This window comes from Sinorhizobium fredii USDA 257, assembly GCF_000265205.3.
GTDB classification, from domain to species: domain Bacteria; phylum Pseudomonadota; class Alphaproteobacteria; order Rhizobiales; family Rhizobiaceae; genus Sinorhizobium; species Sinorhizobium fredii_B.
In genome coordinates, this window is record NT_187152.1 from 1 (window position 1) to 24,972 (window position 24,972).

20 protein-coding genes and 5 pseudogenes are annotated in these 24,972 nt (G+C 61.2%); 14 read left to right on the top strand and 11 right to left on the bottom strand.

Annotated features, from left to right (window positions below):
- The first annotated feature begins 454 nt into the window (after positions 1 to 454).
- The 5 genes from USDA257_RS32035 to USDA257_RS37300 all read left to right on the top strand — a co-directional run bounded on the left by USDA257_RS32035 (position 455) and on the right by USDA257_RS37300 (position 3,583).
- Complete coding sequence (locus USDA257_RS32035) at positions 455 to 1,396, top strand: DUF2493 domain-containing protein (protein WP_015633557.1); 942 nt, start codon at positions 455 to 457, stop codon at positions 1,394 to 1,396.
- A gap of 84 nt (positions 1,397 to 1,480) precedes the next feature.
- Positions 1,481 to 1,747, top strand: coding sequence for a type II toxin-antitoxin system Phd/YefM family antitoxin (locus tag USDA257_RS32040; protein WP_015633558.1), 267 nt, complete (start codon positions 1,481 to 1,483; stop codon positions 1,745 to 1,747).
- Positions 1,744 to 2,142, top strand: coding sequence for a type II toxin-antitoxin system VapC family toxin (locus USDA257_RS32045; RefSeq protein ID WP_014857681.1), 399 nt, complete (start codon positions 1,744 to 1,746; stop codon positions 2,140 to 2,142). Before USDA257_RS32040 ends, USDA257_RS32045 begins: the two co-directional genes overlap by 4 nt.
- Positions 2,143 to 2,757: 615 nt before the next feature.
- Positions 2,758 to 3,081, top strand: coding sequence for a DUF736 domain-containing protein (locus tag USDA257_RS32050; RefSeq protein WP_014857684.1), 324 nt, complete (start codon positions 2,758 to 2,760; stop codon positions 3,079 to 3,081).
- 334 nt (positions 3,082 to 3,415) lie between these two features.
- Entirely contained in the window at positions 3,416 to 3,583 is a 168-nt protein-coding gene (locus USDA257_RS37300; RefSeq protein WP_015633560.1) for a hypothetical protein, read from the top strand.
- An 81-nt stretch (positions 3,584 to 3,664) separates the two neighbouring features.
- On the opposite strand, the gene USDA257_RS32055 is transcribed toward USDA257_RS37300, so the two are convergent.
- Positions 3,665 to 4,009: a WGR domain-containing protein gene (locus USDA257_RS32055; protein ID WP_223843493.1), complete on the bottom strand. Its 345-nt coding sequence runs from the start codon at positions 4,007 to 4,009 to the stop codon at positions 3,665 to 3,667.
- Between the two features lie 323 nt (positions 4,010 to 4,332).
- Here USDA257_RS32055 and USDA257_RS37415 point away from each other — a divergent pair, with 323 nt between their 5' ends.
- Positions 4,333 to 4,728: a hypothetical protein gene (locus USDA257_RS37415; protein ID WP_014857688.1), complete on the top strand. Its 396-nt coding sequence runs from the start codon at positions 4,333 to 4,335 to the stop codon at positions 4,726 to 4,728.
- Positions 4,729 to 4,758: 30 nt separating this feature from the next.
- Here USDA257_RS37415 and traG read toward each other — a convergent pair whose 3' ends face one another.
- Genes traG through USDA257_RS32075 form a run of 3 tightly spaced genes read right to left on the bottom strand, consistent with a single transcriptional unit; the run spans position 4,759 to position 7,185 of the window.
- The gene (traG, locus tag USDA257_RS32065; protein ID WP_014857689.1) at positions 4,759 to 6,678 is read right to left on the bottom strand and encodes a Ti-type conjugative transfer system protein TraG; all 1,920 of its coding nucleotides are present in this window, start codon (positions 6,676 to 6,678) and stop codon (positions 4,759 to 4,761) included.
- Entirely contained in the window at positions 6,669 to 6,908 is a 240-nt protein-coding gene (locus USDA257_RS32070; RefSeq protein ID WP_014857690.1) for a conjugal transfer protein TraD, read from the bottom strand. The genes traG and USDA257_RS32070 overlap by 10 nt, the downstream gene beginning before the upstream one ends.
- Positions 6,898 to 7,185 carry a TraC family protein gene (locus USDA257_RS32075; protein ID WP_015633561.1) on the bottom strand — a complete coding sequence of 96 codons (288 nt, stop codon included), beginning with the start codon at positions 7,183 to 7,185 and terminating at the stop codon, positions 6,898 to 6,900. Before USDA257_RS32075 ends, USDA257_RS32070 begins: the two co-directional genes overlap by 11 nt.
- A 224-nt stretch (positions 7,186 to 7,409) precedes the next feature.
- Between USDA257_RS32075 and traA the strand changes: the two are divergent.
- The 3 genes and pseudogenes from traA (at position 7,410) to USDA257_RS32090 (ending at position 14,805) form a co-directional block, all read left to right on the top strand.
- Positions 7,410 to 12,028, top strand: a pseudogene (gene traA / locus USDA257_RS32080) (Ti-type conjugative transfer relaxase TraA).
- A 30-nt stretch (positions 12,029 to 12,058) separates the two neighbouring features.
- Positions 12,059 to 12,328 carry a hypothetical protein gene (locus USDA257_RS32085; protein ID WP_014857693.1) on the top strand — a complete coding sequence of 90 codons (270 nt, stop codon included), beginning with the start codon at positions 12,059 to 12,061 and terminating at the stop codon, positions 12,326 to 12,328.
- Positions 12,329 to 12,330: 2 nt separating this feature from the next.
- The gene (locus USDA257_RS32090) at positions 12,331 to 14,805 is read left to right on the top strand and encodes a zeta toxin family protein (RefSeq protein WP_014857694.1); all 2,475 of its coding nucleotides are present in this window, start codon (positions 12,331 to 12,333) and stop codon (positions 14,803 to 14,805) included.
- 34 nt (positions 14,806 to 14,839) lie between these two features.
- Here USDA257_RS32090 and rctB read toward each other — a convergent pair whose 3' ends face one another.
- The gene (gene rctB / locus USDA257_RS32095) at positions 14,840 to 15,199 is read right to left on the bottom strand and encodes an SMa0974 family conjugal transfer regulator (protein ID WP_037457160.1); all 360 of its coding nucleotides are present in this window, start codon (positions 15,197 to 15,199) and stop codon (positions 14,840 to 14,842) included.
- A gap of 611 nt (positions 15,200 to 15,810) precedes the next feature.
- On the opposite strand from rctB, the pseudogene USDA257_RS32100 reads away from it, so the two are divergent.
- Positions 15,811 to 17,423 (top strand): annotated as a pseudogene (locus tag USDA257_RS32100) (RcgA family putative transporter).
- Positions 17,413 to 18,438 (top strand): RcgR family putative quorum lactone hydrolase, encoded by a 1,026-nt coding sequence (locus tag USDA257_RS32105; RefSeq protein ID WP_014857699.1) that lies wholly within the window; start codon positions 17,413 to 17,415, stop codon positions 18,436 to 18,438. Before USDA257_RS32100 ends, USDA257_RS32105 begins: the two are co-directional and overlap by 11 nt.
- Before the next feature lie 86 nt (positions 18,439 to 18,524).
- Here USDA257_RS32105 and USDA257_RS38915 read toward each other — a convergent pair.
- Together USDA257_RS38915 and USDA257_RS32110 are read right to left on the bottom strand one after the other, a co-directional pair.
- Positions 18,525 to 18,653, bottom strand: a pseudogene (locus USDA257_RS38915) (Tn3 family transposase); the annotation flags it as partial.
- Positions 18,654 to 18,904: 251 nt separating this feature from the next.
- Entirely contained in the window at positions 18,905 to 20,332 is a 1,428-nt protein-coding gene (locus tag USDA257_RS32110; protein ID WP_014764713.1) for an ISNCY family transposase, read from the bottom strand.
- A 282-nt stretch (positions 20,333 to 20,614) separates the two neighbouring features.
- On the opposite strand from USDA257_RS32110, the gene USDA257_RS32115 reads away from it, so the two are divergent.
- Positions 20,615 to 21,556: a sensor histidine kinase gene (locus USDA257_RS32115; protein ID WP_015633567.1), complete on the top strand. Its 942-nt coding sequence runs from the start codon at positions 20,615 to 20,617 to the stop codon at positions 21,554 to 21,556.
- A gap of 755 nt (positions 21,557 to 22,311) precedes the next feature.
- On the opposite strand, the gene USDA257_RS32120 is transcribed toward USDA257_RS32115, so the two are convergent.
- The 3 genes from USDA257_RS32120 to USDA257_RS38655 form a co-directional block, all read right to left on the bottom strand.
- Positions 22,312 to 22,701: a DUF302 domain-containing protein gene (locus USDA257_RS32120; RefSeq protein WP_015633568.1), complete on the bottom strand. Its 390-nt coding sequence runs from the start codon at positions 22,699 to 22,701 to the stop codon at positions 22,312 to 22,314.
- Between the two features lie 86 nt (positions 22,702 to 22,787).
- Complete coding sequence (locus tag USDA257_RS32125) at positions 22,788 to 23,483, bottom strand: VIT1/CCC1 transporter family protein (protein WP_015633569.1); 696 nt, start codon at positions 23,481 to 23,483, stop codon at positions 22,788 to 22,790.
- The gene (locus USDA257_RS38655) at positions 23,480 to 23,707 is read right to left on the bottom strand and encodes a hypothetical protein (protein WP_015633570.1); all 228 of its coding nucleotides are present in this window, start codon (positions 23,705 to 23,707) and stop codon (positions 23,480 to 23,482) included. The genes USDA257_RS32125 and USDA257_RS38655 overlap by 4 nt, the downstream gene beginning before the upstream one ends.
- Positions 23,708 to 24,123: 416 nt before the next feature.
- Here USDA257_RS38655 and USDA257_RS38335 point away from each other — a divergent pair.
- Positions 24,124 to 24,270 (top strand): annotated as a pseudogene (locus USDA257_RS38335) (transposase); the annotation flags it as partial.
- 6 nt (positions 24,271 to 24,276) lie between these two features.
- Positions 24,277 to 24,432: pseudogene (locus USDA257_RS38340) on the top strand (DUF1515 family protein); the annotation flags it as partial.
- A 296-nt stretch (positions 24,433 to 24,728) separates the two neighbouring features.
- On the opposite strand, the gene USDA257_RS37305 reads toward USDA257_RS38340, so the two are convergent.
- Positions 24,729 to 24,902 carry a hypothetical protein gene (locus USDA257_RS37305; RefSeq protein ID WP_014857706.1) on the bottom strand — a complete coding sequence of 58 codons (174 nt, stop codon included), beginning with the start codon at positions 24,900 to 24,902 and terminating at the stop codon, positions 24,729 to 24,731.
- Positions 24,903 to 24,972 lie beyond the last annotated feature (70 nt).

A 24,972-nucleotide genomic window follows, 5' to 3' on the forward strand; every position in this document is an offset into this window, starting at 1 on the left:
ACCCGACCGGCTCACTGGGCATCTGAGAGCCCAGCTCGCGCCGGAAGATGCCCAGGCCTTCCTGCCCACCTGATGCTGCTGGACGGAAAGGCGGGAGAGGGCGCGCCGTGGCAGGGAAGGCCGGTCCATGCTGGTCGCCGTTCGGGTAGGCGCGCGCCCGCGGGCCTGCCGAGAGGCGACCCTTACCAGACGGCTGTCGGGCCTTCAGCGGGTCGGTCGGGTTTCTTCCCCGCGCCGGCACTTCCTTGGCGCATCGGCTGTTCCGAAAACCGGTTCCCACTTTTCGGGCCGATGCTGAAGCCGGCGCTCCTCGCGGGCCAAGAAACCCTCCCTCAGCCGCCCGGCGCTTCGCTGGGCCGCGGCGTGAGGCACGCCGCGGTTCCGGTCTGCCCGCCGCATGGAAGGGATCGCCGTCAGGCCGCGAGAGGCGCGGCCCAAACCGACGGAGACCATCATGAACCTGTCCCTTCCCATCGACGACGCCTTCGAACCCCACCACGCCTCTTCCCCGACCGACCGCTTCATCTACGAGATGCAGATCTATGGCCATCGCCCCTTCCATGACGAACCAGACCCGCGGCCGTTGCCCGAGGAGCCAGTGGTCCAGTCGGCGCTGGCCGCGATGTTCGACGCCATGTTCGAGATGCTCGGCGACACGCGGTTGGAGCCCGATCTCGAAGATCTGCTCTGGTCGACGGTCAACCTCTTCCACCGCGCCGGCGAGCGCATTCAGCGCGAGCTTCAGCGCAATGAGGATGCGCAGCGAAGCGGACAGAGCGAGCAGGACGGCTCGGAGGTGAAAAGCGTCGAGCTCGAGCGTCACATCGCCGAGGGGATCACGCTCCTCGAGCGCCGCAATGCCTTCGAGTTCATGCGTGACTATGCCGCCGATCTCTTCGAAGCCCAGACCGGATCGGCATGGCGCCCGCGCACCGGCTCGAAGGTCAGCCATGCCAATATGACCGCGGCGATGATCGACTCCAGAGATTTCCTGTCCGCCCGCCGCCGCGCCGAGACCGAGGTGCTGATCCCGGCCGGCACCAAGATCGCCTTCGGCGGCGGCATCGATTACAACGATCACGAACGGATCTGGGCGAAACTCGATCAGGCTCTCGCCAAATATCCCGATATGGTGCTGTTGCATGGCGGCTCGCCGAAGGGAGCCGAACGTATCGCCGCCTGCTGGGCCGAGGCGCGAAAGGTGACGCAGATCGCCTTCAAGCCGAACTGGACGAAGCACGCCAAGGCGGCACCTTTCCGCCGCAACGACGACATGGTGTCGGTCATGCCATCAGGCGTCATCATCTTCCCCGGCTCCGGCATCACCGGCAATCTCGCTGACAAAGCTCGCCGACTCGGCATCCCGGTCTGGCAGGCTGCGGGGGATGGCGCTTAAGGCGCCATTTCCCCACATGGCTAAGGCGATGCTTGCATTTCTTGAAAATTGTGTACACATTTCCCACTGAAACGGAGCCTCGCCATGCCTCAATCCCGGCAGCAGACATCAACTCCCCGCCGCGTCGGCGTGCGGGAATTTCGCGGCAACCTGACGTCCTTCCTCAAGCAGGTCGAAGACGGGCAGAGGTTCGTCCTGACGTCCCATCATAAGGTCGTTGCGGAAATCGGACCGCCGTCGTCAGACGTCGTCATACGGAAACCAGGTGCATTGCGCGGAAAGATCAAAGTTGCCGATGACTTCGACAGCCTGCCGGAGGATGTTCTAAAGTCCATGGAAGATGGGACGTGAGGCTGCTGCTCGATACGCATGCCTTGTTGTGGTGGCTGAACGACGACGAGAAGCTGGGGAATCATGCGCGAGGCCTTATCGGCGATCCTGAGAACGACGTCCTCGTCAGTGCCGTCTCCCTTTGGGAAATCACCGTGAAGCTGCGGATTGGCAAACTTGATGCCGATATAGAAGAGATTCTTGCGATCTTGCCGGGTCAGGGATTCGACCGGCTGGATATTACAAATGCGCATCTTATCGCTCTTACGGCTCTTCCGCTTCATCACCGCGATCCCTTCGATCATCTTCTCGTGGCGCAGGCCATGGCGGAGGGAGCGCATTTCGTTTCCCAGGATCAGAATGTCGCACTCTATGGCATTCCGTTCGTCACTTGCTCGGATCCAGTTGTCTCGTGATCTCCGACGGGCTTGGTTCCGCTGACCAAGCCGGCTCCGATCGCTCGGATGGCGCGCTTGCCCGTGGCGATGTGCCTGGCGAACACCGACGGCTCAGATGGCCGGGCGCGGACGGACGAGTGGGGGAAAGATCACTCATCTGATGCCCACGCGATCAGCTTCACCCGGTATTGCCGCACGGTCTGCAGGCGGCATACCGTCCCCGTGTCCACCTCTCGGATCAACAAAGGGATGATATCGACAGGGGACGTGTGCCTGCTGTAGTTGGGAGCGGGCGAGGGTACCCGATTGACTGGCTTGGAGGCAAAACGTTCAAGGGATGCGCGGCCGATACCCCGCAGCGCTGGGCCGGGCGGCTATGATGGTTTGTCGCGTCCTTCAGTTGCCCCGAACCATTCCCGTTTTATGTCGCTCGTATAGACGACCGCCTGCTTTTGCGGCCAACCCCTAAAGGGGTAAGACTCGGCCGAAATTTTTGCAAAATTCGATTTCGGTTCTTTTCTCTCGGCGGAAAATAGAATTTTGCAAAAATTTCGGCCGAGCTGACCGCAGCAGGTCGGCCGTCTCTTCGCGCGCCATCGGGAATGGTCCCGAGCAACCGAAGGAGACAGTACCATGGCCACCACGATCGCAACCCTGACGCAGAAGACCGACGGCATCCTCGAAGGCGTCTTCGCCACCATCCGGGTCAACGCCCCGATCGCCATCGTCCCGAACGCAAGCAAGTCGAGCGAAGAAGCCCCCGATTACCGCGTCATCCACCGCAAGACCGGCTTCGAGATCGGCGCGGGTTGGAACCGCATCGCCCGCCAGACCGGCGAGGAATACCTCTCGGTGAAGCTGGAGGCCCCCGAGATCGGCGTGATCTTCGGCAACCTGGCACCGGCACCCGGCGGCGATCCGAGCAAGAAGGTGATCCTCTGGAACAATCCGAACTGACGAGCCAAGCGAGCGGCCCCGAGCAATCGGGGCCGGCTTCATCGTTTCGCGCAGCATCGGGAGCAAAAACGGGCATCGAGCCCGCTTTTGCTCCTCCTGCCGTGCCACATGAGAGGAAAGCCTGTCTGCTCAGATAGCCAAGTCTGCCGTGAGCATCGCGCCGCCTCAAGGACATCGCGGCCCCTCCAATTTTCAGCCGGTGCCCTGAAGGGCACCGTCAGAAAATCGGTTCCTCCGCTCGCCGCCTCCGGCGGTCGCTCACGCGATCCTTGACCCGGCCCGATCCTCACGACCCCGGGCGTCATCTTTCACACTATCCAAGGAGATGACGACGATGACGATTGCACTCGAAATTCAGGTTGAAGAACTGCGCGCCGAGCTCAGGAACGCGGACCCCGCCGAACGCCGCCAGATCGAAGTGGAGCTGGAACTGGCTGGGGCCGAACTGGCGGCGGCGATCGCCGAACAGGAGGGCGCCATCGACGCCGCTCCGCCCTTCTGAGGGGGGCGTTTGCCCTCGCGCCTGGGCCGGCACGCCGGATCGACCGGCGCGTCGACCCGGGGCTCCGCTTCGTACCAGTGATCACCGGTAGGGATCCGGTACGCTCGCCGCGGGCAACCCGCGGGCCATGTGTTCACGCCGAACACGTGTGTTCGGTCGATAGCCGCGCGCCCGTTTGGTCCGCAGCAGATCGAGGAACAAGCGGACAGCATCCTCTTCCTTGTCGAAGTGATGCACCATGGCCTGTCCGACTGTCCCGATGCGTCCCCAACGCCGCGTGAGGCAGGGCGTACCGAACAGCGTCGGTTCGATCGCGAGCGCGTAGAAGCGCGCCATGTTTTTCGTCGCATCCGTGCGTTCGATGTAGAGCTGATAGGGCTGAGTGAGCATGGCGTAAGAATCGCCCGTCCCGGCTTTCGCGTCCAACGACACTTATGAATCGGTCGGCCTCCTCCGATTCATTTTCGTGATCGATCGTCGAGGCTGAAGATCGTTGTTTGGGCGAGCCGGCCGACGGCCGACCGGGTGCTATTCGCTTCGCTCACGGAGCCCGCAAAAAGGTCTCCGCCTCCGGTCACGCCCCCTCTCGCGGAATAATCCGGCCGGATCGACCGGCCGCCTCATAGCAAAGGGAATACCCTTTGCGCTCCCCGTCGGTTGCGTGAATGACATCGATCATGTTCTTGCTTTGATCCCACGGTGCGAATAGACTCTCAGGAACCTGACAGTCTCTCGCCGAGGAGCCCGTCATGTCGATAGAGCCTCAAAGCGCTCAACGCGAAACCGGCGCGACGATCCGAAGCGGAACTTTCCGCGCGCTTCGGTTCATCGTCAGGCTTCCGTTCGCGATCGCCTTCGGCGTCGTCAGGGCGGCGGTTTACAGCGCGTGGTATCTCGCCTTCTATATCCTTTGCATGTTCCGCCCGTTCACAGGTTTCATGATGCTCACGGCGATCGTCATGGTGCCGATGTCGATCGTCGTCTACGCCCATCCCGAAGCGGCGAACGGCATGCCCTTCTGGGCGTTCGGTCTGATGGCGCTCGGGCTCGTTGCCTTTGCGATCGGCTATACGATTTTCCTCGACTGGTTCACGCCGCCTGGCGCGGAGGACCCGTTCGCCCGGTATCGCCGTTCCGATCGATAGGGCTTCTCCCAATGTGAGGCTGGCGGCTCATCACGGGATCGGCTTGACGAAGCGATTGGCCTTCGCGGCCTCGTTCATGTCCTTCCGCCGGAAGTAGATTGCCCGACCGCAGCGGATCGGGCTGTGGCCCTGAACGATGATGATCTGCTCGTCTTTTCGCATCGATTGGGTGATCTCGTGCGGCATGATCAGCGGCCGGCGTTGGAAGTTGACGCTCTCGGATTTGCGCGATGCGCTGTTCTTCGTGTCCCAGCCGATGTTGCGGGAGCTTCCCTTCACCTCCACCGTCATCTCGCCGCACTGCGCCGAAACATTGCGCGCCGTGTCGAGCGCCTTGATCGCGGCATAGGAGGCGAAGGCGCAGCCGTCGATCCACGACGTCGCGCCATCCTTCCCGAAATGCCGCTCCAACTGGCCGACCGACTGGTACATCAGCATCATGGAAATGCCGTACTTGCGGCCGCGATCGCGCGCCTCCTCGAGTACCCGCATGTAGCCGAGGAGATCGACCTCATCGAGCATGAACAGCGCCCGGCGCTTGAAGCCGCCATCGGCCTGGACCATGGCGTTGATCAGCGAGCCGATGATGACGCGGCCGATCCCCGGATAGGAGCGCAGGATCGATGCCGGGATGTTGAGGAACACGTCCTTGTTGCCCGAGACGATATCGCTCGACTTGAACGCATTACCGCAGACGAGCGCGGCGTAGCTGTCGAGCGAGAGCCATTGTGTGTCTTTCGACGCCGTCGAATAGACGCCGGAGAAGGTCTGCTCGGTCATGTTGGTGAAGACGCCGAGCGTCTCGCGGATGAACGCGGACGCGGAATGCTCCTGAATGTCGCGCAGCATCGCCAGCACCGAGGGCTCCGGCTCGGACACGATCTGCCGGAGACTGCGTAAGTTTCGCCGGCCGGCATATTCGGGCGACAGCATCACATGGGTGAGCAGGCCGGTCAGGAGATTGTGCGCCTGGTTTTGGAAATAGGAGCCGGTCGAGCTTTCGAAGCGTATACTTTCCGACAAAAGCATGTGGGCAATGCCGACGATGTCCTCTTCCTTTTGCCGTGAGTGCTCGATGCCATCGAGCACGTTGAAGCCCATGATCGGGTTCGTCGGATCAAGCACCATCACCTCGCGGCCGAGCACGCGGGTTCGGTGCTCGACCACCATGGGCGCGACCTCGGTGGAAGGATCGAGGCAGATCAGCGGCCCGGTATAACGCAGCGCCGTCGGCACCACATTGCTCGTCGTCTTGTATCCACCCGACCCGGCAAAGAAGAGCATATGCGTGGAATCGAAGTCTTGGCGGTAGGTCAGCAACGGGGTCTTGCCGCCTTTCCCCCATGCGGCAGGATCGTTCGGATCGAAGGGCAGTTCATGGACGATGTCCTTGTCGACGCGGTAGCGCTCGCCGACCACGATCTCGCCGTCCGGCGGAAACAGCTTTCCCGCCGCCGACATCGGCAGCCAGTCCGCGTCCCCGAAGGTTCCGAGCTTGGCGCGCTTCACCGGTTCGGACACGACGGTGGAAATACGCGCGGCGATCGCCACCGCGATGAAGCCTACGACCGCGCCGACGACAGCGACCATGTCGAGATAGGACAGTGCCCGGTCCCATGATAGCGCGCCGCTCTCCACGGATGGGGCGAGCCGGCCGAATTCACGGACCGCGTAGAAGCCGGCGACCGTCAGAAAACAGGCGAGGCCTGCCATCGCGACCGGCCTTCGCCGGTGCAATGGCAAGGCCCAAACGGCCAAGAGGCCGGCGAGCGGCCCGAACAAAAGCGCCGGCACCGGCGAGACCCGCAGGAACCAGTATTGCGTTTTCCCCGACATGCCTTCGGCAAGAGCCTGCCAGCGCCAGCCGACGACATAGACGGCAAAGGCGGTGACGGCGACGGGCACCAGAACGAGCAACAGGCTCGGATGCGGTTTTGCCTTCAGTGCCATTCCGGCGCCTCCGCGATGCCGGATGATCCCGCATCCAGCGCGGGAGCCTTGAAGGCTTCCTCGCCGATATCGCGCAGCCGCCGATGCTCGGCAGAGCCGGGCGCGACGCTTGCCAGTTCGATGAGGCCGCCGAGCAGAAACGCCCGGTCGGCGTTCGACAGTCCCGCCCTGACGACGATGCCGCCAAGCAGGAATTTCTCGCGGGCCTCCTTTTTGCGATCAGCCGTCATGAGAAACCTCCGCCGTCGTTCCAGACCCGCCATTTGGCGGTCGACGCGGCGAAGCAGTTGCGCCAGCAGTCCCCTTCTTTTCCCCTTTGCGAAATCGCGCGGCGATCTCTTCGAAGACCGCGTCGAGCTCCTCGTCGGCGATCTCCATCTCCGCCAAACCTGATTTTGTCGCGGCGCGTGCAAACCGTTCGGCGGATTTTACTATCAGCGTTCGTCTGCGCTCGCGCAGCTTTTCGATCTGGGCGTCGATATCGGAAATCGATGATTTTGCGGCCATTCGGGTATGTCCTTTCCTGTTCGAGCAATCTGATCGGCGTCGATTATACTATCTGGAAAATGATAGTAAACTAGGCTAGTGTGTATCATCCCGAAAACGTCGCAGCCGGAAAGCCGGCCGATGGCCGTCTTCCGGAGAAGCGGTATCGGCCCTTCGGTCCGATCGGTTTGAGGGCGCAATATACGTCGCTGGCGCGACGTGCTCGGAGAGGTCTGGAGACGGTCGTGGCGATCATGTTCGTCAGAGCGCAGGTGATCAGCAGGGGAGCGGGGCGAAGCATCGTCTCGGCCGCCGCCTATCGCCATCGCGCCCGGATGATGGACGAGCAAGCCGGCACGTCCTTCAGCTACAGGGGTGGGGCCTCTGAACTGGTGCATGAGGAACTGGCGCTGCCGGACCAGATCCCGGGCTGGCTGAAGGCGGCGATCGACCGACAATCCGTCGCCAAGGCGAGCGAGGCGCTCTGGAATGCGGTGGAGTCTCACGAGACACGAGCGGACGCGCAGCTTGCCCGGGAGCTGATCATCGCGCTGCCCGAAGAACTGACCCGGGCGGAGAACATCGCCCTGGTGCGCGAGTTCATCCGGGACAATTTGACGTCCAAAGGCATGGTCGCGGACTGGGTCTATCACGACAAGGACGGCAATCCGCATATCCATTTGATGACGACGCTCAGGCCCCTGACGGAGGAGGGGTTCGGGCCGAAGAAGGTGGCGGTGCTTGGCGAAGACGGCGAGCCGTTGCGTGTCGTCACGCCGGACCGGCCGAACGGAAAGATCGTCTACCAGCTCTGGGCCGGCGATAAGGAAACCATGAAGGCATGGAAGATCGCCTGGGCGGAAACCGCCAATCGGCATCTTGCGCTTGCCGGGCATGAGATCCGGCTCGACGGCCGCTCCTATGCCGAGCAGGGCCTTCACGGCATCGCACAGAAACATCTCGGGCCGGAGAAGGCGGCGCTCGCGCGCAAGGGCGTCGAAATGTATTTCGCGCCGGCCGATCTTGCGCGCCGACAGGAGATGGCCGACCGGCTGATCGCCGATCCCGAGCTTCTGCTGAAGCAGCTCGGCAGCGAACGCTCCACCTTCGAAGAGAGGGATATCGCCAAGGCGCTGCATCGCTACGTCGACGATCCAGTGGACTTCGTCAATATCCGCGCGCGGCTTATGGCCTCGGACGATCTGGTGCTGCTGAAGCCGCAGGAGGTTGACGCGCAGACTGGCAGGGCGTCGGAGCCGGCGGTCTTCACCACGCGAGAGATCCTGCGCATCGAATATGACATGGCGCAGTCGGCGCAGGCCCTGTCGGAGCGCAAGGGCTTTGGCGTCTCCACGAAACAAGTTGCGGCTGCAATCCGAAACGTCGAAACGGCCGATCCGGAAGAGCCATTCAAGCTTCACGCGGAACAGGTCGATGCCGTCCGTCACGTCACCGGCGACAGTGGCATGGCCGCTGTGGTCGGTCTTGCCGGCGCGGGTAAGTCGACCCTGCTTGCTGCCGCGCGCGTCGCCTGGGAAAGCGAGGACCGGCGGGTGATCGGTGCGGCGCTTGCCGGCAAGGCGGCCGAAGGGTTGGAGGACAGTTCCGGCATCAGGTCGCGCACGCTGGCTTCCTGGGAACTGGCGTGGGCCGGGGGCGTGAACAGCTCGATCGGGGCGATGTGCTGGTGATCGACGAGGCCGGCATGATCTCCTCCCAGCAGATGGCCCGCGTCCTGAAGATCGCCCAAGAGGCGCAGGCGAAGGTTGTTCTGGTCGGTGACGCCATGCAGCTGCAGCCTATCCAGGCGGGCGCGGCCTTCCGGGCGATCACCGAGCGGATCGGGTTCGCGGAACTTGCCGGTGTGCGCCGCCAGCGCGAGCAGTGGGCGCGCGATGCATCCCGTCTCTTCGCCCGCGGCAAAGTCGAAGAGGGCCTTGATGCCTACGCGCAGCAGGGCCACATTGTAGAGACCGAAACCCGTGCCGAGATCGTCGACCGCATCGTTTCCGATTGGACCGATGCCCGCCGTGACCTGCTTCAGAAATCCGCCGCGGGCGAACATCCGGGCCGGCTTCGCGGCGAAGAGCTGCTTGTTCTCGCCCACACCAACCAGGATGTTCGGAAGCTCAACGAATCCCTGCGCAAGGTCATGATCGACGAGGGCGCACTGACTGCTGCGCGGGAATTCCAGACGGCGCGTGGGTCTCGTGAGTTCGCCGCCGGCGACCGGATCATCTTCCTCGAAAACGCCCGCTTCATCGAACCGCGGGCACGGCGGCTTGGGCCCCAATACGTCAAGAATGGCATGCTCGGCACGGTCGTTTCGACCGGCGACAAACGCGGCTGTGCGCTGCTGACGGTGCGCCTTGACAACGGCCGGGATGTTGTCATCAGCGAGGACAGCTATCGCAATATCGATCATGGCTATGCTGCGACCATCCATAAGTCTCAAGGGTCGACCGTCGACCGGACCTTCGTGCTCGCCACCGGCATGATGGATCAGCATCTGACCTATGTGGCGATGACCCGCCATCGCCACCGCGCCGATCTCTATGTGGCGAAAGAGGACTTCGAGGTGAGGCCGGAGTGGGGGAGGAAGCCGCGCGTCGATCATGCCGCCGGCGTCATCGGGGAGTTGGTTGAAACTGGTGAGGCGAAATTCCGGCCCCAGGAGAGGCAAGCGAAGGAAAGCCCCTACGCCGATGTGAGGACCGACGACGGAACCGTCCATCGACTTTGGGGCGTGAGTCTGCCGAAGGCGCTTGAGGAGGGCAGCGTCTCGACGGGCGATACCGTCACGCTCCGCAAGGACGGTGTCGAGAAGGTCATTGTGAAGATTCCCGTCACCGACGAGGAAACAGGCGAGAAGCGTCTCGAGGAACGTGAGGTCGAGCGCAATGTCTGGACCGCGAACCGAGTCGAAACCGCCGATGCGCGCCAGGAGAGGATCAAGCGGGAAAGGCATCGGCTGGAACTGTTCAAGCAGCTTGTCGAGCGCCTTGGGCGATCCGGCGCCAAGACGACGACGCTCGATTTCGCGAGCGAGGAAGTCTATCAAGCGCACGCCCGCGATTTCGCGCGGCGGCGTGGTATCGACACGCTCGCCGAGGTCGCGGCCGGGATGGAGGAGGGTGTTTCCCGGCGGCTGGCGTGGATTGCGGAAAAGCGTGGGCAGGTGGCGAAGCTTTGGGAGCGGGCGAGCGTTGCGCTCGGCTTTGCGATCGAGCGCGAACGGCGTGTCTCGTATAACGAGGAACGGACCGCATCCTTTTCGGCGGGAATCCCGTTGGTTGGGAAATATCTGATGCCGCCCACCACGAAATTCTCCCGCAGTGTCGAGGAGGATGCACGTCTTGCTCAGCTCTCCTCGGAGCGGTGGAAGGAGCGAGAGGCCGTCCTGCGCCCAGTGCTGGCGAAAATCTATCTCGACCCAGATGGCGCGCTGTCGGCGCTGAATGCACTGGCATCGGACACCGCCATCGAGCCACGCAAGCTCGCCGAAAATCTCGGGTCTGTGCCAGACCGCCTGGGCCGTCTGCGGGGATCCAACCTGATGGTCGATGGCCGCGCCGCGCGTGACGACCGCACCGCGGCCACGGCTGCGGTGTCGGAATTGCTACCTCTGGCGCGCGCTCATTCGACCGAGTTCCGCAGGCAGGCGGAGCGCTTCGGTATCCGCGAGCAGCAGCGGCGCGCGCATATGTCATTGTCGGTTCCCGCGCTCTCGAAAACGGCGATGGCGCGTCTGGTCGAAATCGAGGCGGTCTGCGACCGCGGCGGGGCCGATGCCTACAAGACGGCCTTCGCCTATGCCGTCGAGGACCGCTTGCTGGTCCAGGAGGTCAAGGCCGTCAATGAGGCGCTGACCGCACGCTTCGGCTGGAGCGCCTTCACCGCGAAAGCGGATGTAGTCGCCGAGCGCAATATGTTCGAACGCATGCCGGAGGATATTCCCCCCGAGCGCCGCGAGAAGCTCGCCCGCCTGTTCGCCGTCATCAGGCGCTTTGTCGAGGAACAGCATCTTGCCGAAAGACAGGATCGGTCGAAGATCGTTGCCGGCGCCAGTGTCGAGTGGGGGAAGGAGACGATGGCCGTGCTTCCAATGCTTCCAGCTGTCACGGAGTTCAAGACGACGGTCGCCGATGAAGCGAAGGAGCGAGCGCTCGCCGCTCCTCACTACGGACACCACCGCGCCGCCCTCGTTGAGACGGCAACACGCGTCTGGCGAGATCCAGCAGACGCGATCGGCAACATCGAGGAGCTGGTCGTGAAGGGCTTTGCCAGTGAGCGGATCGCGGCGGCCGTTAGCAACGATCCCGCCGCCTACGGTGCGCTACGCGGCTCCGACCGCATCATGGACAAGCTGCTTACCACAGGACGCGAGCGAAAAGAGGCATTGCAGGCGGTGCCGGAAGTGGCAAGCCGTGTCCGCTCGCTCGGCGCGTCTTATGCCAGTGCCGTCGATGCCGAGACCCAGGCCATCGCGGAAGAGCGACGGCGGATGGCGATCGCCATTCCCGGGCTGTCGCAAGCGGCCGAGGACGCGCTCAAGCGACTGGCGGCGGAGATAAAGAAGAAGGACGGGAAGCTCGACGTCGCCGCGGGCTCGCTCGATGCGCGCATCCGCCAGGAATTCGCCGGGGTCAGCCGGGCGCTTGATGAGCGCTTCGGCAGAAACGCCATCCTGCGCGGTGAGAAGGACGTCATCAATCGCGTGTCGCCGGCCCAGCGCCGCGCCTTCGAGGCGATGCGAGATCGGCTGCAGGTCTTGCAGCAGACGGTTCGCCTGCAGAGCAGTCAGGAGATCATTTCGGAGCGTCAGCGGCGCGTCATTGATCGCGCCCGCGGTGTCACCCGATGAGGATATTCAAGAAAGCAGAAGGAGAAACAAATGCCTGAACCGGAAACCTCCTACGACGCGATCGTCCGCGCCGAGATCGCCATCGAGATCGTCAACCAGGCGCGCGCCATCGTCACGGCCCGCGTCTACGAGCTTGAAGACAAGGAGCCCGGCGCGGCAGAGGAACTGCGCCGGCGCCGGCGGGAGCTCATTGAACTGCAGCAGAGCATCCGCGCCGGCGACCGCGATGCAATCGAAAACCTCATCGCGCTCTGGGGTCCGCGCGTCCAGGACGAGGCCCGCTTCTGGGCGGAATTCTGACAATGGTGGCGGAGGCATCCGGCCCGCTCTCGCCGGAGAGGAACGAGAGTATTTTCCGCAACGACATTCTGCCCGATTATCTGCCGGAGACGATGCGGCCAGCAGAGCGCCCGCGGCTCATCCTGCTCGGCGGACAGCCGGGCGCGGGCAAGACGGCGGTCCTGATCGCGAGCCATGCGGAGCTCGAGCAATACGGATCGACAATCCGCATCGTCGGCGACGATCTGCGCTCCTATCACCCGCAGTTCCTTGCCTTCCAGCGGCAAGATCCCGAGACAGCGTCACAGTTTACTCAAGGTGATGCTGGTCGCTGGACGGAGAAGCTGCTGGCCGCCGCCGCGGAGCGAAAGGTCAACATCGTCTTCGAGACCACGATGCGGACCCCGGAGAACGTCACCCGCGTGATCGGGGTGGCGCGTGATGCCGGCTATGACGTCGAAGCCCGTGCCGTCGCGGTCAACCCGCGCCTCAGCTGGCAGGGCAATAACTATCGGTTCGAGGAGATGTTGCGTTTGGGCGACGCGGCGCGAATTCCGCCGCAGCACGTCCATGACGCCGCCGTCACCGGGCTTCGGGTCAGCCTGGACAAGCTGGAGAGCGAGCGCCTGGTGGATCGCGTGGAAGTGCGGACACGCGGCGGCAGGATCCTCTACGACAATGAGATGCGGGACGGGGATTGGTCGCGCGCGGTCGGTGCGAGGCAGGCGCTGGAAGCGGAGCAGTCTCGACCGATGACACGTCCTGAGCTCCAAAGCTTTGCCGACGACTGGGACTATGTGGTCAGCCGGATGGAAGAGCGAAACGCCCCGGACGATCGGATTGCCGCGGTGAGGACCCGCGCCGTCGAGGATGTGAACTATCTGCTCACGCAACGCCGCGCCGCCGACGGCGACGAGGGTTCTCGGCGGGGGCGGACGATTTTCCAGAGCCAGGCCGATGGGCTGGGTCTGTTCGTGGAACTCTATGACAACGCGGTGCGCGACGCCGAGCGCCGGCCCGCTGGAAACATCGAAGCCCATGCGTCCGGCCGTCTTGCGCAGACCTACATGGCTTTGAAGCTGGTCGAGGCTGCTCGCGATCTCGGCCTTCTGCCGGAGGACGGGAAATTCGTCGCGACGCGCGCCATGGTCCAGGACAAGCGCGGAACCCAAGAGTTTCCGGCGGCGCACCGTCTGCCGGCCGATCTTGCCGTGGAAACGCCGGACGGCGCGCGTCGGCGGCTCACGGATCATTTTGCAGTCGTGCTCAATCGTGTCGCCGTCGATCGCGAGGTGTTCAGCCGAACAGATCGCTTATCGCGTATGGCCAATGTCATGGACTCCTGGCTCGAAGCCGCCGGAATGCGCAAAACGCTCGATCGAGCTGCCAACGCGGTCGCGACCGGCGGAATGTCGGCCGACGCCGCGATGACAGGGGTCATTGAACCGGGTTATGCGGCGGCAATTGCGCTGGCCCGGCGCCGCCTTGACCGGAACTTCGCAATCGCCGAGCGCGCCGTCATCGCCACCGCGATCATCGATGAGAAGGGGGAGCCGTTTCGCGCCATGCGGGACGATCTTCGGCTACGAACGGCCGATCTCGCCAACCGGGCGCGAGCGAAAGCCATGATGAAGGCGGTTCTGGCGGAGACGGCGCGGCATGGTCATCTTGATCCGGAACAGCGCCGAGCAGCAGATGAGTTTGTCCGCGGGATTGCCGAGAACGAACGCAGTCACGGTGTGCGTCGTGCGCCGTTGCAGGATCCGACTGCCACGCAATCCGGTGCCCTCGTGCCAGCGCGGCAACTGCCCGACCTAACCGAGCCGGAGGTCGCCGATCGCCTGCGCGCGTCGTCACGCCTGGCCGACAAGCGCGCCGAGATCGAGAACCTGTCGCGGCTGGTGTTCGGCAGCAGCCAAGCGGTTTCCGCAGCTGTCGACCGGATCACCGATGCGCGAAGCGGTGCGGCCGCCGGCACTGATGTTCGTGCGGGCGGCCTTGGCGACATGGCCGGGGAGGGGCGGAAACGGTTGCGGGGTCCGAGCCCTGAGCGCCAGACGGCGGAGGCACATGCGCCGCGGCTTGCGACAGCCCTTGCCGATTATGGTCTGGCGGTGGATTTCGAGCGGCACCAGATCGTGACACAGCATCGCGAGGAGCAAGCGCGGCAACGGATGGAAATTCCACGACCGTCAGAAGGGCTATCGAAAGTGCTGAACGCCGAAGGTCACGAGCAGGTCCGTCGACTGAATGCCGAGCCAACGCTGCGCCGCGAGCTTGAGACCGTGACGCTCGCGATCACCAAACGGCTCTCTCCAGCAGAGAAAGCAGACCTGAAGGGAGGCAATGTCGTCGGCCTCGCGTCGTCGCTTGGAGTAAGCCATGAGCAGGCCGCTTCGCTCCGGCTTGTCCACGAGCGCGCCAGGGCGCTGCAGGGCAGGTCGCTGCGACAGAGCCGGGAAATCGCACGGGCAAACCAGCTGGATATTCGATCCTGACGGTCTGAAGGCTGGCTCGACAAGGTCGGCCGGGCTATCGTCCGCCCGGCCAGTTTTGCCGATTTTCAAGGCGCTCGCGGATCGCTCTGAAGGGCACGCTGCCAGCGGGCTGCCACTCGACGGCTGCATCCGGAACTGTCGTGATGGTCGCCAGGCTTCCTTGCAACAGCGTCCGGATGCTGGAGAAGATGACGAAGTCCTCAGCTTCCACCCGGAAGTGCAGCGCTTCATCGGTCGCTCTCAGGATTGCGCGTGCGGCGCCAAAGTCGAGAAGCTTGTCGGTGCTGTGGGCGCCGATCGACCGGCAATAGGCGCTAGATCGGGCGCAGACGTTCTCAGCGAGGCACTCTGCGTGTGGGGTCCGCACGAACCCCTCAGCGATATGTCTGTACAGGAGCCACCTCCATGACCTGGGTTCCTATTGGGATACGACTGTTCGGTTTGGTTCACACCGACAGCGGTGCGGGTGCGCGCGCGCGCCGGTTGAGCGGCTCGGCCACCTTGATCTTGCGGCGCATAGGCGACGCTCGTAACCTCTCCCGTCGCCCTGCATTGATCCCACGCACGACTGCATCCGCAGTCGCCAGTTGCGCCGCGATATGAGGATCCATCAACTCACCAAGGGAAACCGCAGGTTCCGCCGCACTTTCTTCTTTGTGTCCTGTCCCAACCGAAGGTCACGCGATTTCTGTATAAGAAATACCGTCGGAGGCTAACGCACTCAGAGCCGTGCGCAGTCTTGAAGAATTGAATCCCCTGCTATGCGACCGCACCGAAGTTGATAAGCTGTCGGTCTCTACAGGACGCCGAAGCGCTGACGATGACAAAGTTGGCATGGTTGAGTGCCTCACCGATCGCAAAAGAATCCCTCCTTCCAGCAGTTGCACGCTTCATCTTGGAAGCGCCACAAAGTTGCGTTCAACAGAAATGGCGGTAGATTGACGGCAGAGGCACGATAGGAAACGAACTCTAGCGAAGCGAAACGAAATCAGGGCCCGTAAGCCGTTGATAAAGAATGGAAAGTTTTTTCTTCCTCCGTCGAAAGACGGGAGCGATTTCAAAGAGCTGTTCAAACAACTAGCTGCGGCGGGGGCGGGTCGGCCGTTGGGAAGTGATGGGTTTCCCGCAGGCCCATGGACGCCCGAGCTTCTTGCAGAGGCGATTTCACAGATCGATTCCAACCGGATCGGGGTCGATCTGCGAACGGTGCAGCTTTGGTTTCAAGAGAACGACAAGGGAATTAGCACCGCCAACATTCGTTGGCTGGCAAGGATTTTGGGTGCGATGATCCGGCGGCCACAAGCGAATGGCAGATAGAACTTAGCGCGGCGCAATCTCGGTTAACCGCCAAGAGGCGAGATTCAAAGAAAGCGGAAAACAGCGATGCGCAGTACGCTCCAGATCTGGAGCGTACTGCGACCGCCGATGATGAGACGGAGTCTCCGTCGGAGCTGACACAGGATACGCACGCCCAGGAGCCGCGTCGGCCTTTCAGCTTGGCGAGGAGATCAGAGGCGCTTTTTAGTCGCGGATCTCCCTTGGATTTACCGGCGTCGGTATTTGCCGGTGCCACCGCTCTTGGGTTTTTGTCTTATATTACGGGGATTCACAACGCTACTTACGGCCGTGCGGATGGCATTGTTAAGCAGGTCGGATTTCTTTGGGCACCAAATTGGACATTCGTCTTCATGGTGCTCCTCCCACTGTTTTTTGCGTTCGCAATTGAGCTGCTGGTCTTCTGGAAATATGAAGGGCGCTTAAAGCTTGTAGCGCAGGCCGACCGGATGGAAAGCGACGACGCTTGGGAGCGCAACGTTGAAGCTTCGTCGTACACATATTGGGCGGTCTTTTTCATCTGTGTATTGTTCGCCGGTCTATTTCAATGGGTCGGCGTCTGCTTGCTCCCGTTGATCAACGGCGGTGGCAACTATGCGGTCGATTGGGGCAAGCTGGCACTTGTGCGCCCTGAAGTCATATCAGTGCCGACGTCGATTGTATTCACGGGACTCGCTTACCTCTACATGTGTCTGTGCTTCTATCTGTTCTTCGCAGGCCTCATTTTGCTTCATACGTTGGTTCACGACCTTTGGAAAATTGGTGAGGCATCGAAGAACTGGGCGGGAGTGGATTATCCATACGAAGTCAATGAAGTCAGCCTGCGGGTGATGCGCGGAATTTTTCGATGCACTGTTTTGGGGATTCTGATCGCCATATGCATGAAGGCCCAAAGCTCTTACCTAACGTCGAATGGAAAGAATATTGTGGCTTGGTTGGTCGGCGATATGTTTTCAGCCTTCCAGGTACGCAACAATGTGAGCGACGGGGTTCGCTATAGAATGCCGACGCATTACAGCAGCCTACTTATCGCTATCTCGACCTGTGTTGTTTTTCTGTACGGTTCCATCCGTTTAGGTGTCGGACGTCGGTGTCATTTTCCTTTGTGGAGGATGTCGGCGGTCGTAGCGTTACTCTTTGCTAGCTACCTGCTGATCGACGTATTCGCTGGCTTTTCAATCCTTATGGGCGTTGGAGTGCTGCTTGCGATGTACGGCCTGTTTGATCCAGGGGTTGGGCAATGGCGAGCGAGTGAGTTAGGAAACAATCAGAGTGTATCATAGTTGGCTTGACCGTTGGGATGAGAGGCGGGCGCGACGCGGCGAGGAAGGGAAGCGAAGAACGGGTCTCATCCTTGACGCGGAACGCGCGTTTCCAGACGCGAAGAACGTAGCGACGATCGAGGAGTTTTGTGTTCTTGCGGACCAGGCCGTGACTGATCCGGCCTATTTCGATGAGCCGGGCGGGAGTAACCAGGGTTTTGAAAGGCAAGACGGGTGGCTCAAATTTCCATCTGACATTTCCACTGACGTCGAAGACAACAACGTCGTCTGGGCAAAAATCACAGAAAGCGGGTCGCTTGAACAGGCATTGGTGATTTTTCACCATTGGAATGCAGCCGTGCGAAATCGTCAGATTGCCAAATTTTTCTCACGGCGTGGCATCACGGTTGTTGAGATTGCTATGCCTTATCATTTCGAGCGCCGACGTCCGGGCTCCTCGCACGCCGATTATATGCTCAGTGCGAATCTCGGTCGAACGATCCAAGCTGTAAGGCAGGCAGTATGGGATGGGCGAAAACTCATACGTTGGTTGAAGAGCGAAGGCTATCGAGAGATTTCGGTTCTCGGTATGAGCTTGGGCTCCTGGGTCGCGGGGATCATTGCGGCGCACGACTCGGCTGTGTCTAAAGCCTCGCTGTTTCTGACCGCGGGGAGTCTTGCGGATATGGTTTGGACGGGTCGCGCGACACGATTGATACGCGATAGCCTTGAGCCTGAGATTGAGCTGAGCAATCTAAGAAGGGCTTGGGGTCCACTTAACATGGAGAATTACGCGCATCGTTTGGCACAGCGTGATCTCGACCTTCAGGTTGTGTTGGCTAAGAGAGACAAAGTGGTCTTGCCAGAGCTGTCGGAGAGATTCATGCAGAGGCTGAAGGACGCCGGAGCTAAGCCAAATATTTTAGAATTAAACTGTGGCCACTATTCGCTTGCCATGCCGCCTTACATTTTACTGGCCGGTTTGAGCTTGAAGCGGTTTCTATCGTGTGCTGACAAACCGGCCCCTGAACATTAAAGGGGCACCGATATACGATAGGCGGATCGAAGGGCGAACGGGATGGCGCCGAGGCCGGTTTTGTCAAGAGCAGGCTTGTCTTCCTAATCGCCGGTCAGGTTCACCTGCTCCCAGGTGAGCGGGCGACAGGCTGGAAAGCAGGTGCTCGGGTACAGCTTTGCCCGTTCGCGCAGGGCATCGACCACGCGGCCGGTATCGATCGTGTTCCAGTGAAGGTAGCTCCTTGGGCTGCAATTTGATCGACGTGTGTAATGATATAACTGTCACAGCTATTTAAAGATGAGACAAAGTAGTCAACTTAGAAATGCGACACCATCTTATTCCTTAGTACTGCGTTTGCAAGTTGCTATATTTACCAAGTACGAAGGCGCAAGCCGCCGACCGGGTGGAGCTGGTCAGGGTTGCATAGCCCGGTCGGCGGCGGATGGCTCCAGCTGCAAGATAAACTTTAGCTTGGACATCCCGATCACTCCGCCGCTTTCAGCTGCGCAAGGGCTTGCTGGCGTCGGGCGATGACCACCGGATCCTTGGTAAAATCCGTCTTGCGGCCAGGCTTCGTGCCGCGCTTTTGGTAGCCATTGCTCTGACTGCCGTCGCGAATGCCGAACATATGGTCCGTCTGGCCGGTGCGACGCGGCCCGCCCTTGCTGCGCTGTTGCTCTCGTCCGGCCTGCATCCCGGCCACCAGCGCCAGCATGTCATCAAGGCGCTTGTTCTCAACCACCTCGGAGCGGTGCACCGAGCGCAGCGTGTCGAAGGTTCTGTAGGGCAGGGACGTCCCCTCATGGGTGATCTCGAGGCGACCATCGGGATAGTCGCAGACAATGACCTTCTGGCCGGCCAGCGCCGTGGCGAAATCCGTCGGATCGAGGATGAACATCACCTTGTCATAGCGCAGCGTCAGCGACTGCGACAGCTTGCGGATCTCCTTGCGGCACATGGCGCCATCGAGGTTCTCATGCGCGGCAAACGGCCGATGCATGTCCTTCGGATTGCGCGGCGCCTTGCCAAAGCGACGATTGAAGTCGGCCATGAACGCCGGCGCATAGGCATTGGCCGCCGCGATCGTGTCGATGCCGCGCAGCCGCAGTTCCTTGACGAGGCGATCCTGCAGCGTCTGGTTGGCGCGCTCGACGCGGCCTTTGGCCTGCGGGGTATTGGCGCAGATGATGTCGATGTTGAGTTCATAAAGGGCCCGGCCGAACTGCGTCAGGCCACTGGTTCTGTCCTTCTTGGAAGCATGGGTGGTGCGGAAGATGCCATGCTTGTCGCTGTAGAAGGCGATCGGCTTGCCCCATTGCTGCAGGTAGGCCTTCGTCGCGTGCAGATAGTCGAAGGTGCTCTCCGAGGCAGCAAAGCGTAAGTGCAACAGCTTGCCGGTGGCATCGTCGATGTAGACGAGCAGGGCGCATTTGGGACCGCGGTTCTCGAACCACCAATGAAGCGAGCCATCGATCTGGACCAGTTCGCCGAAACAATCGCGCCGGCCGCGCGGCTGGAAAACCCGCTTCTTGCGCTCGCGTCGCGACACCCAGATGCCGGCTTCCATCATCCACTGACGCAGCGTCTCCTTGCTGACGGAAATCCGGTGGCGTTCGAGCAGCTTCTCGGCGGCCAACGTCGGTCCGAAATCCACGTAATGCTCACGCACCAGGTCGAGCACCAGGTTGCGGAAATCCTCGCTGTGGCACCGGTTGCTCGGCCGGCCGCGCTTCTTCGAGACGAGACCGTCGGCGCCGACCAGGTCATAGGCCTGCAACAGCCGATGCACCTGACTGCGACTGAGACGAAGCAACTCGGCCGCCTGGACGACGCTCAGGCTACCACCGCGAATCCGCTGGATCAGTTCAAGACGATGCAATTCCTTCTGCGACATGGTGATCAAACAAGACATGACGACTCCGAACGCTCATGGTCTCAACCACGCTTCACGTCGCCAGTCTTCCTTCCAAACGTTGACGTTTGACCAGCCTCCCAAGAGGCGACGACTGTCGCATCTCTAACTGGCTCATATGTCGCATCTCTAAAATGCCGCTACAATAACATATCGCATAAGCTAAATTATGGAACACCGGCGTTCCACGCACCGGCGACCGGCACGGAGTGATCGGCCTTTACGAACCAAGGCCCGCGCGGTGCTGGCTCGAACCCGGTTACGGGCAGCAGTGGAGACCAGATGGGCGAACGCCCGGTTTCCGGAAGATCGAAGAGTTTACACATCAAGCGCTCAGCTCGACGGAGCCGGTCGCGCGCTCCGGTGATCCGCGCGGTGATGGGCCAGATTGAGCCAGAAAAGCGACGCGGCCGCGAAGGCGGGTCAGCACCTCTTCCGAAATGTTTACGTCCACCATCATGCGTCCTTTCGCGGCCGATGGCGGAGGGGCGGCGGCTGGTCGCATGCAAGAAGGATGGCACGGAAGTGACCGTCCATATCGCCATGAACCCCGTGGTGCTCGAAACATCGGAGGTCGCGGTCATTCTAACCGTAATCGACATATCGGCCCGCGAACTGGCGGAGCGAACAGAGTTTTTCGTCAAGGAACTGACACATCGCGCTCGCAATGTATTCGCTATCATTTGCGCCATTTCTCGGCAGCTTGGTAAGCACAGCGATTCTGTTTCGAATTTCCAGGACGCATTGGAAGATCGTCTCGCGGCACTTTCCGCGTCCTATCGAGTTTTTGAGAAAGAACGCTGGCAAGCAGCACCTGTCCGCGATCTTGTCCAGTCCCAGATCGCATTCCTCACGACGGAGGGCATGTCCCAGATTGACATTCAAGGACCGGAGGTTTGCCTGGAACCGGCTCCAGCGGAATACCTTGGCATGGCGGTTCACGAGCTTGCGACCAACGCCGTCAAGCACGGCGCACTTTCCGTGCCCACCGGCATCGTCGATGTTCGATGGTCATTTGATCCGAGGGCGCAGCTTTTCGAGTTTCAATGGACGGAGCGCAAGGGACCACCCGCTCAGCCTCCAGAACGTCAAGGCTTCGGGTCAGTCATTCTTAAGTCGATTGTTCCGGCCGCTTTCGGTGGCACGGCGGATCTGACAGTCGCTCCAAAGGACGTGTCGTGGACCCTGAAAGCTCCCTTGGCCACGGGAGTGATCCAGAAGTGACAGGCGGCGGCCGGGCGGCACAATGCGGCCCGGCGTGTCAACAGGGCGCCGGCGCTTTCAGTATCAGCTGCCGTCCGGAACACGAGACCGCCGGCGAGGAAGGGCTCGCGACTTCGGCGACGTTCCGCCTTGGCAGCGCCTGGACCGACCTCACTTATCGCGGGCGAGATTTCGGTCGAGCCGGAGAGAACGGTCGCGCGGGAATCCCGCCGACAGAAGACTGCGGAGGGCGTGGGGACGGGGTTATCGCAGTCCTCCGTCTGGTCGTCGTTGCATCTCGAACAACTGATGCACATAGGATGGATCATCAAGATCTTGATAGCGCCTTCCAGAAGAGCGGCTTCATCCTTGTTCCGAACCGGAATTCATCAGTGATGAACTTTGCTAGTCGGTCGGCGTCTCGATTGCGACGGGGAGTGCGAGTTTTGGAGCAGGCCGCTTCGAAGTCCCTCCGTATTAAAGCGAGATCACGCGGACCAAGATGTTGGACTGCATTTGGGCGGTTGGCGTGCGATTGCGCCGCCTTCATTCTCCCATCGATTGATGTTTTGCATTTTTGTTTGTGCTGAAGTCTGATTTTGTCCGCCTGGCGCGTCGCCTCGTTTACGAAGAGCGGCGGTTAGCTGCGCCCTGGTCAAGACGCTCCGCTGAATAGCATCGTTCAGGAAGCGCGCCGCAGCCAGCTTCGGCCCGCCCCCTTTCCCCGAGACAATCATCCGGTACGGCACCTGCGGCCGCGTTAATAACCAACCTCCTCAGATGCTTGCGACCGCCTCTTCAAGAAGAGACCGAACCTGCCCGGCGACCTTCTTGAGTTCCTGGTTGTCGATCGCCTGCATGGAGGCAACGGGATCGATGGCGCTGACCATGATTGTGCCACTTCCCAGCGATCGTACAATCACATTGCAGGGCAGCATGGCGCCGACCTTTGGTTCGATCTTCATAGCCTCGAGAGCCATCTTCGGGTTGCACGCTCCCAGAATGAGATAGTCCGCAACATCGATGTCGAGCTTCTTCTTCATCGTCGCTCGGACGTCGATTTCAGTCAGCACACCGAACCCCTTGGCCAAGAGAGCCGTCTTTGTTGCCGCCACCACCTCGTCGAAGGGCATGTCGTTGGTCGTTTTGTCGAGCGTGTAGGTCATTGTCTGTCTCCAATGCGACCGGCACCTGCCGATCCTTGTTGCCGGTGTGGGCCCACACCGAAGCACTTAATCTGTCCGCAGCGCGTCTAGACGGCGGTTCCGACCAAGGCGCCTATGCCTGCCGTCAGCGCCATGGCAAAGGCACCCCAGAAGGTGACACGGATCGTGGCTTTCAGCACGTTCGCTCCACCAGCCTTGGCACCGATTGCACCGAGCAGGGAGAGGAACAGCAGCGACGCTGCAGAGACGAGCAGCACGAGCTGGTTCGCCGGCGCCAGCCACACCATGGCGAGTGGCATCATCGCACCGACAGCAAAAGTCAGAGCCGACGTCAGGGCGGCAACGATCGGTCTTGCGGTGGAAATTTCGGAAATGCCGAGCTCGTCGCGTGCATGCGCTTCGAGCGCGTCCTTCTGCATCAATTTCTCGGCGACGCGTCGGGCCAAGGCGATATCGACCCCGCGCTTGGCATAAAGCTGCGCCAGTTCCTCACGCTCCGCATCGGGCTGGCTCTCGAGCTCCCGCCGTTCGCGTGCGAGGTCGGCCTGCTCGGTATCCGCCTGCGAGCTGACCGAAACATATTCCCCCGCCGCCATCGACATCGCACCGGCCACCAGCCCGGCAACACCGGCGATCAGGATCTCGGAACTTCCCGCCGCCGACGCGGCAACGCCGACGATCAGGCTCGCCGTCGAGACGATGCCGTCATTCGCTCCGAGGACTGCGGCCCGCAGCCATCCGATCCGGGACACGAGATGAGTTTCGCGCTGAAGACTCCTCATGACTTTCTCCGGATGACGCCATCGAGGCGGGCGGTGAGAGCGACGTTCTTCGAGATCGTGCCGCATTTACGTACATTCTTGTGCAGCAGTTCAAGACGCTGGTCCGTTTCATCGGTATCGACCGCGAGTTCGTAATCGACGGAGACGATACCCGGCGGTTCGTCTTGTCGAACGGCATGCAGGATCACGTCGACACCATCGAGAGAGGAAGCGAGGATGGGCATGACACGTTCGATCCCCTTGATCATCCAGGTCGCGGTTGGCGCGAGCAGCAGCTCGGCCCGATTTAAGGCGCCGGTAGGGCGGGAAAGGCCGGTTCCCTGCCTGATCGCCGCGCGCCACACTTTTCCTGGGATCGATCCGTTGTGCCGAAACCCTGTATTCGGGCATCGCGAGTCCTCCCAACCGGATTAATCTGCCGGACATCCATGAAACATCCTATCACCTCACCAATCATCCCGTTTGACCAGCATCAAGGGAGAGCAGTGATCGCGTTGGGAGCCGTTCCGATCTGGGAGATCGCGAGCGAGAAATCGTTATGTAAAGCTATCCTGAGGCAATTTTGCTGAATACCCGCCTACGCGCGACGATTATCGGATTTGTTATCGCTCTTGGATCGAAACGCAACTCGCCCCGAAATAAAAGCGAACGAGCCGAGGAACTGGTCAAAGCGCAGGGCGCGTGGCATTTGTTCCTGCCGCCCTATTCACCCGATCTCAACCCGATCGAAATGCCCTTCTCCAAACTCAAGACGTTACTGCGAAAGCGGGCCGCCCGAAGTTTCGACGCCAACGTCGCGGAGATGAAGCCGGTGACCGATGACGTGAAACGGTGGAAGCTGATGGGAATCGGTGCGCTTGGTGTTACTGGCATTGCAGCTATGGCGCTCTGGGTAAGCTTCGCCGAGGTCATCAGGCGGATCGTGTTCGTGATCATTGGGAAGGGCTGAACAGGAGACTCAGCCGCCAACCAGCAGGAATGAGGAGCTAGTTCATGGATGAACGATACAACTCCATGCCGTGAAAAATGCAGCCTATGGCGCTAAGGCGAGGGCAATCAGCCAAGCTGTCAAGGCAATTAAAAGCCAGAGCCGTGCACTCTTATACCGCTGCCGTCGGCCTCCTTCCCAATCGTAAGACATGAGTGCCTCCTCTCGGTGCGAACAATGCACGATTGCAGCCGCGAGGGAAAGACACTGTTCTAACGTATGCACAGGAGCGCGCCCGGATCTCCAGAGCAGGTAGCTTAGGCCTCATCAGCGGTCCCGGTTTGCGAAATTGCAATAAGGGCTGCAGCCAATTTGTCTTCTTCCCGTGTCAACAATTCCTTGAGTAAAGCTTTCTTCTCAGGATCGTTCTCCTTCGAAATCAGCTCATTGAACTTCTCGATGTTCGCCCTCGCTATAAAGACTTTGAACATTCTCTTCACCTGCGTGGTAAAGCTCGATCGCAGCGTCCTAAGCGGCGGTATCGCCAATCCGGCCGCTAGC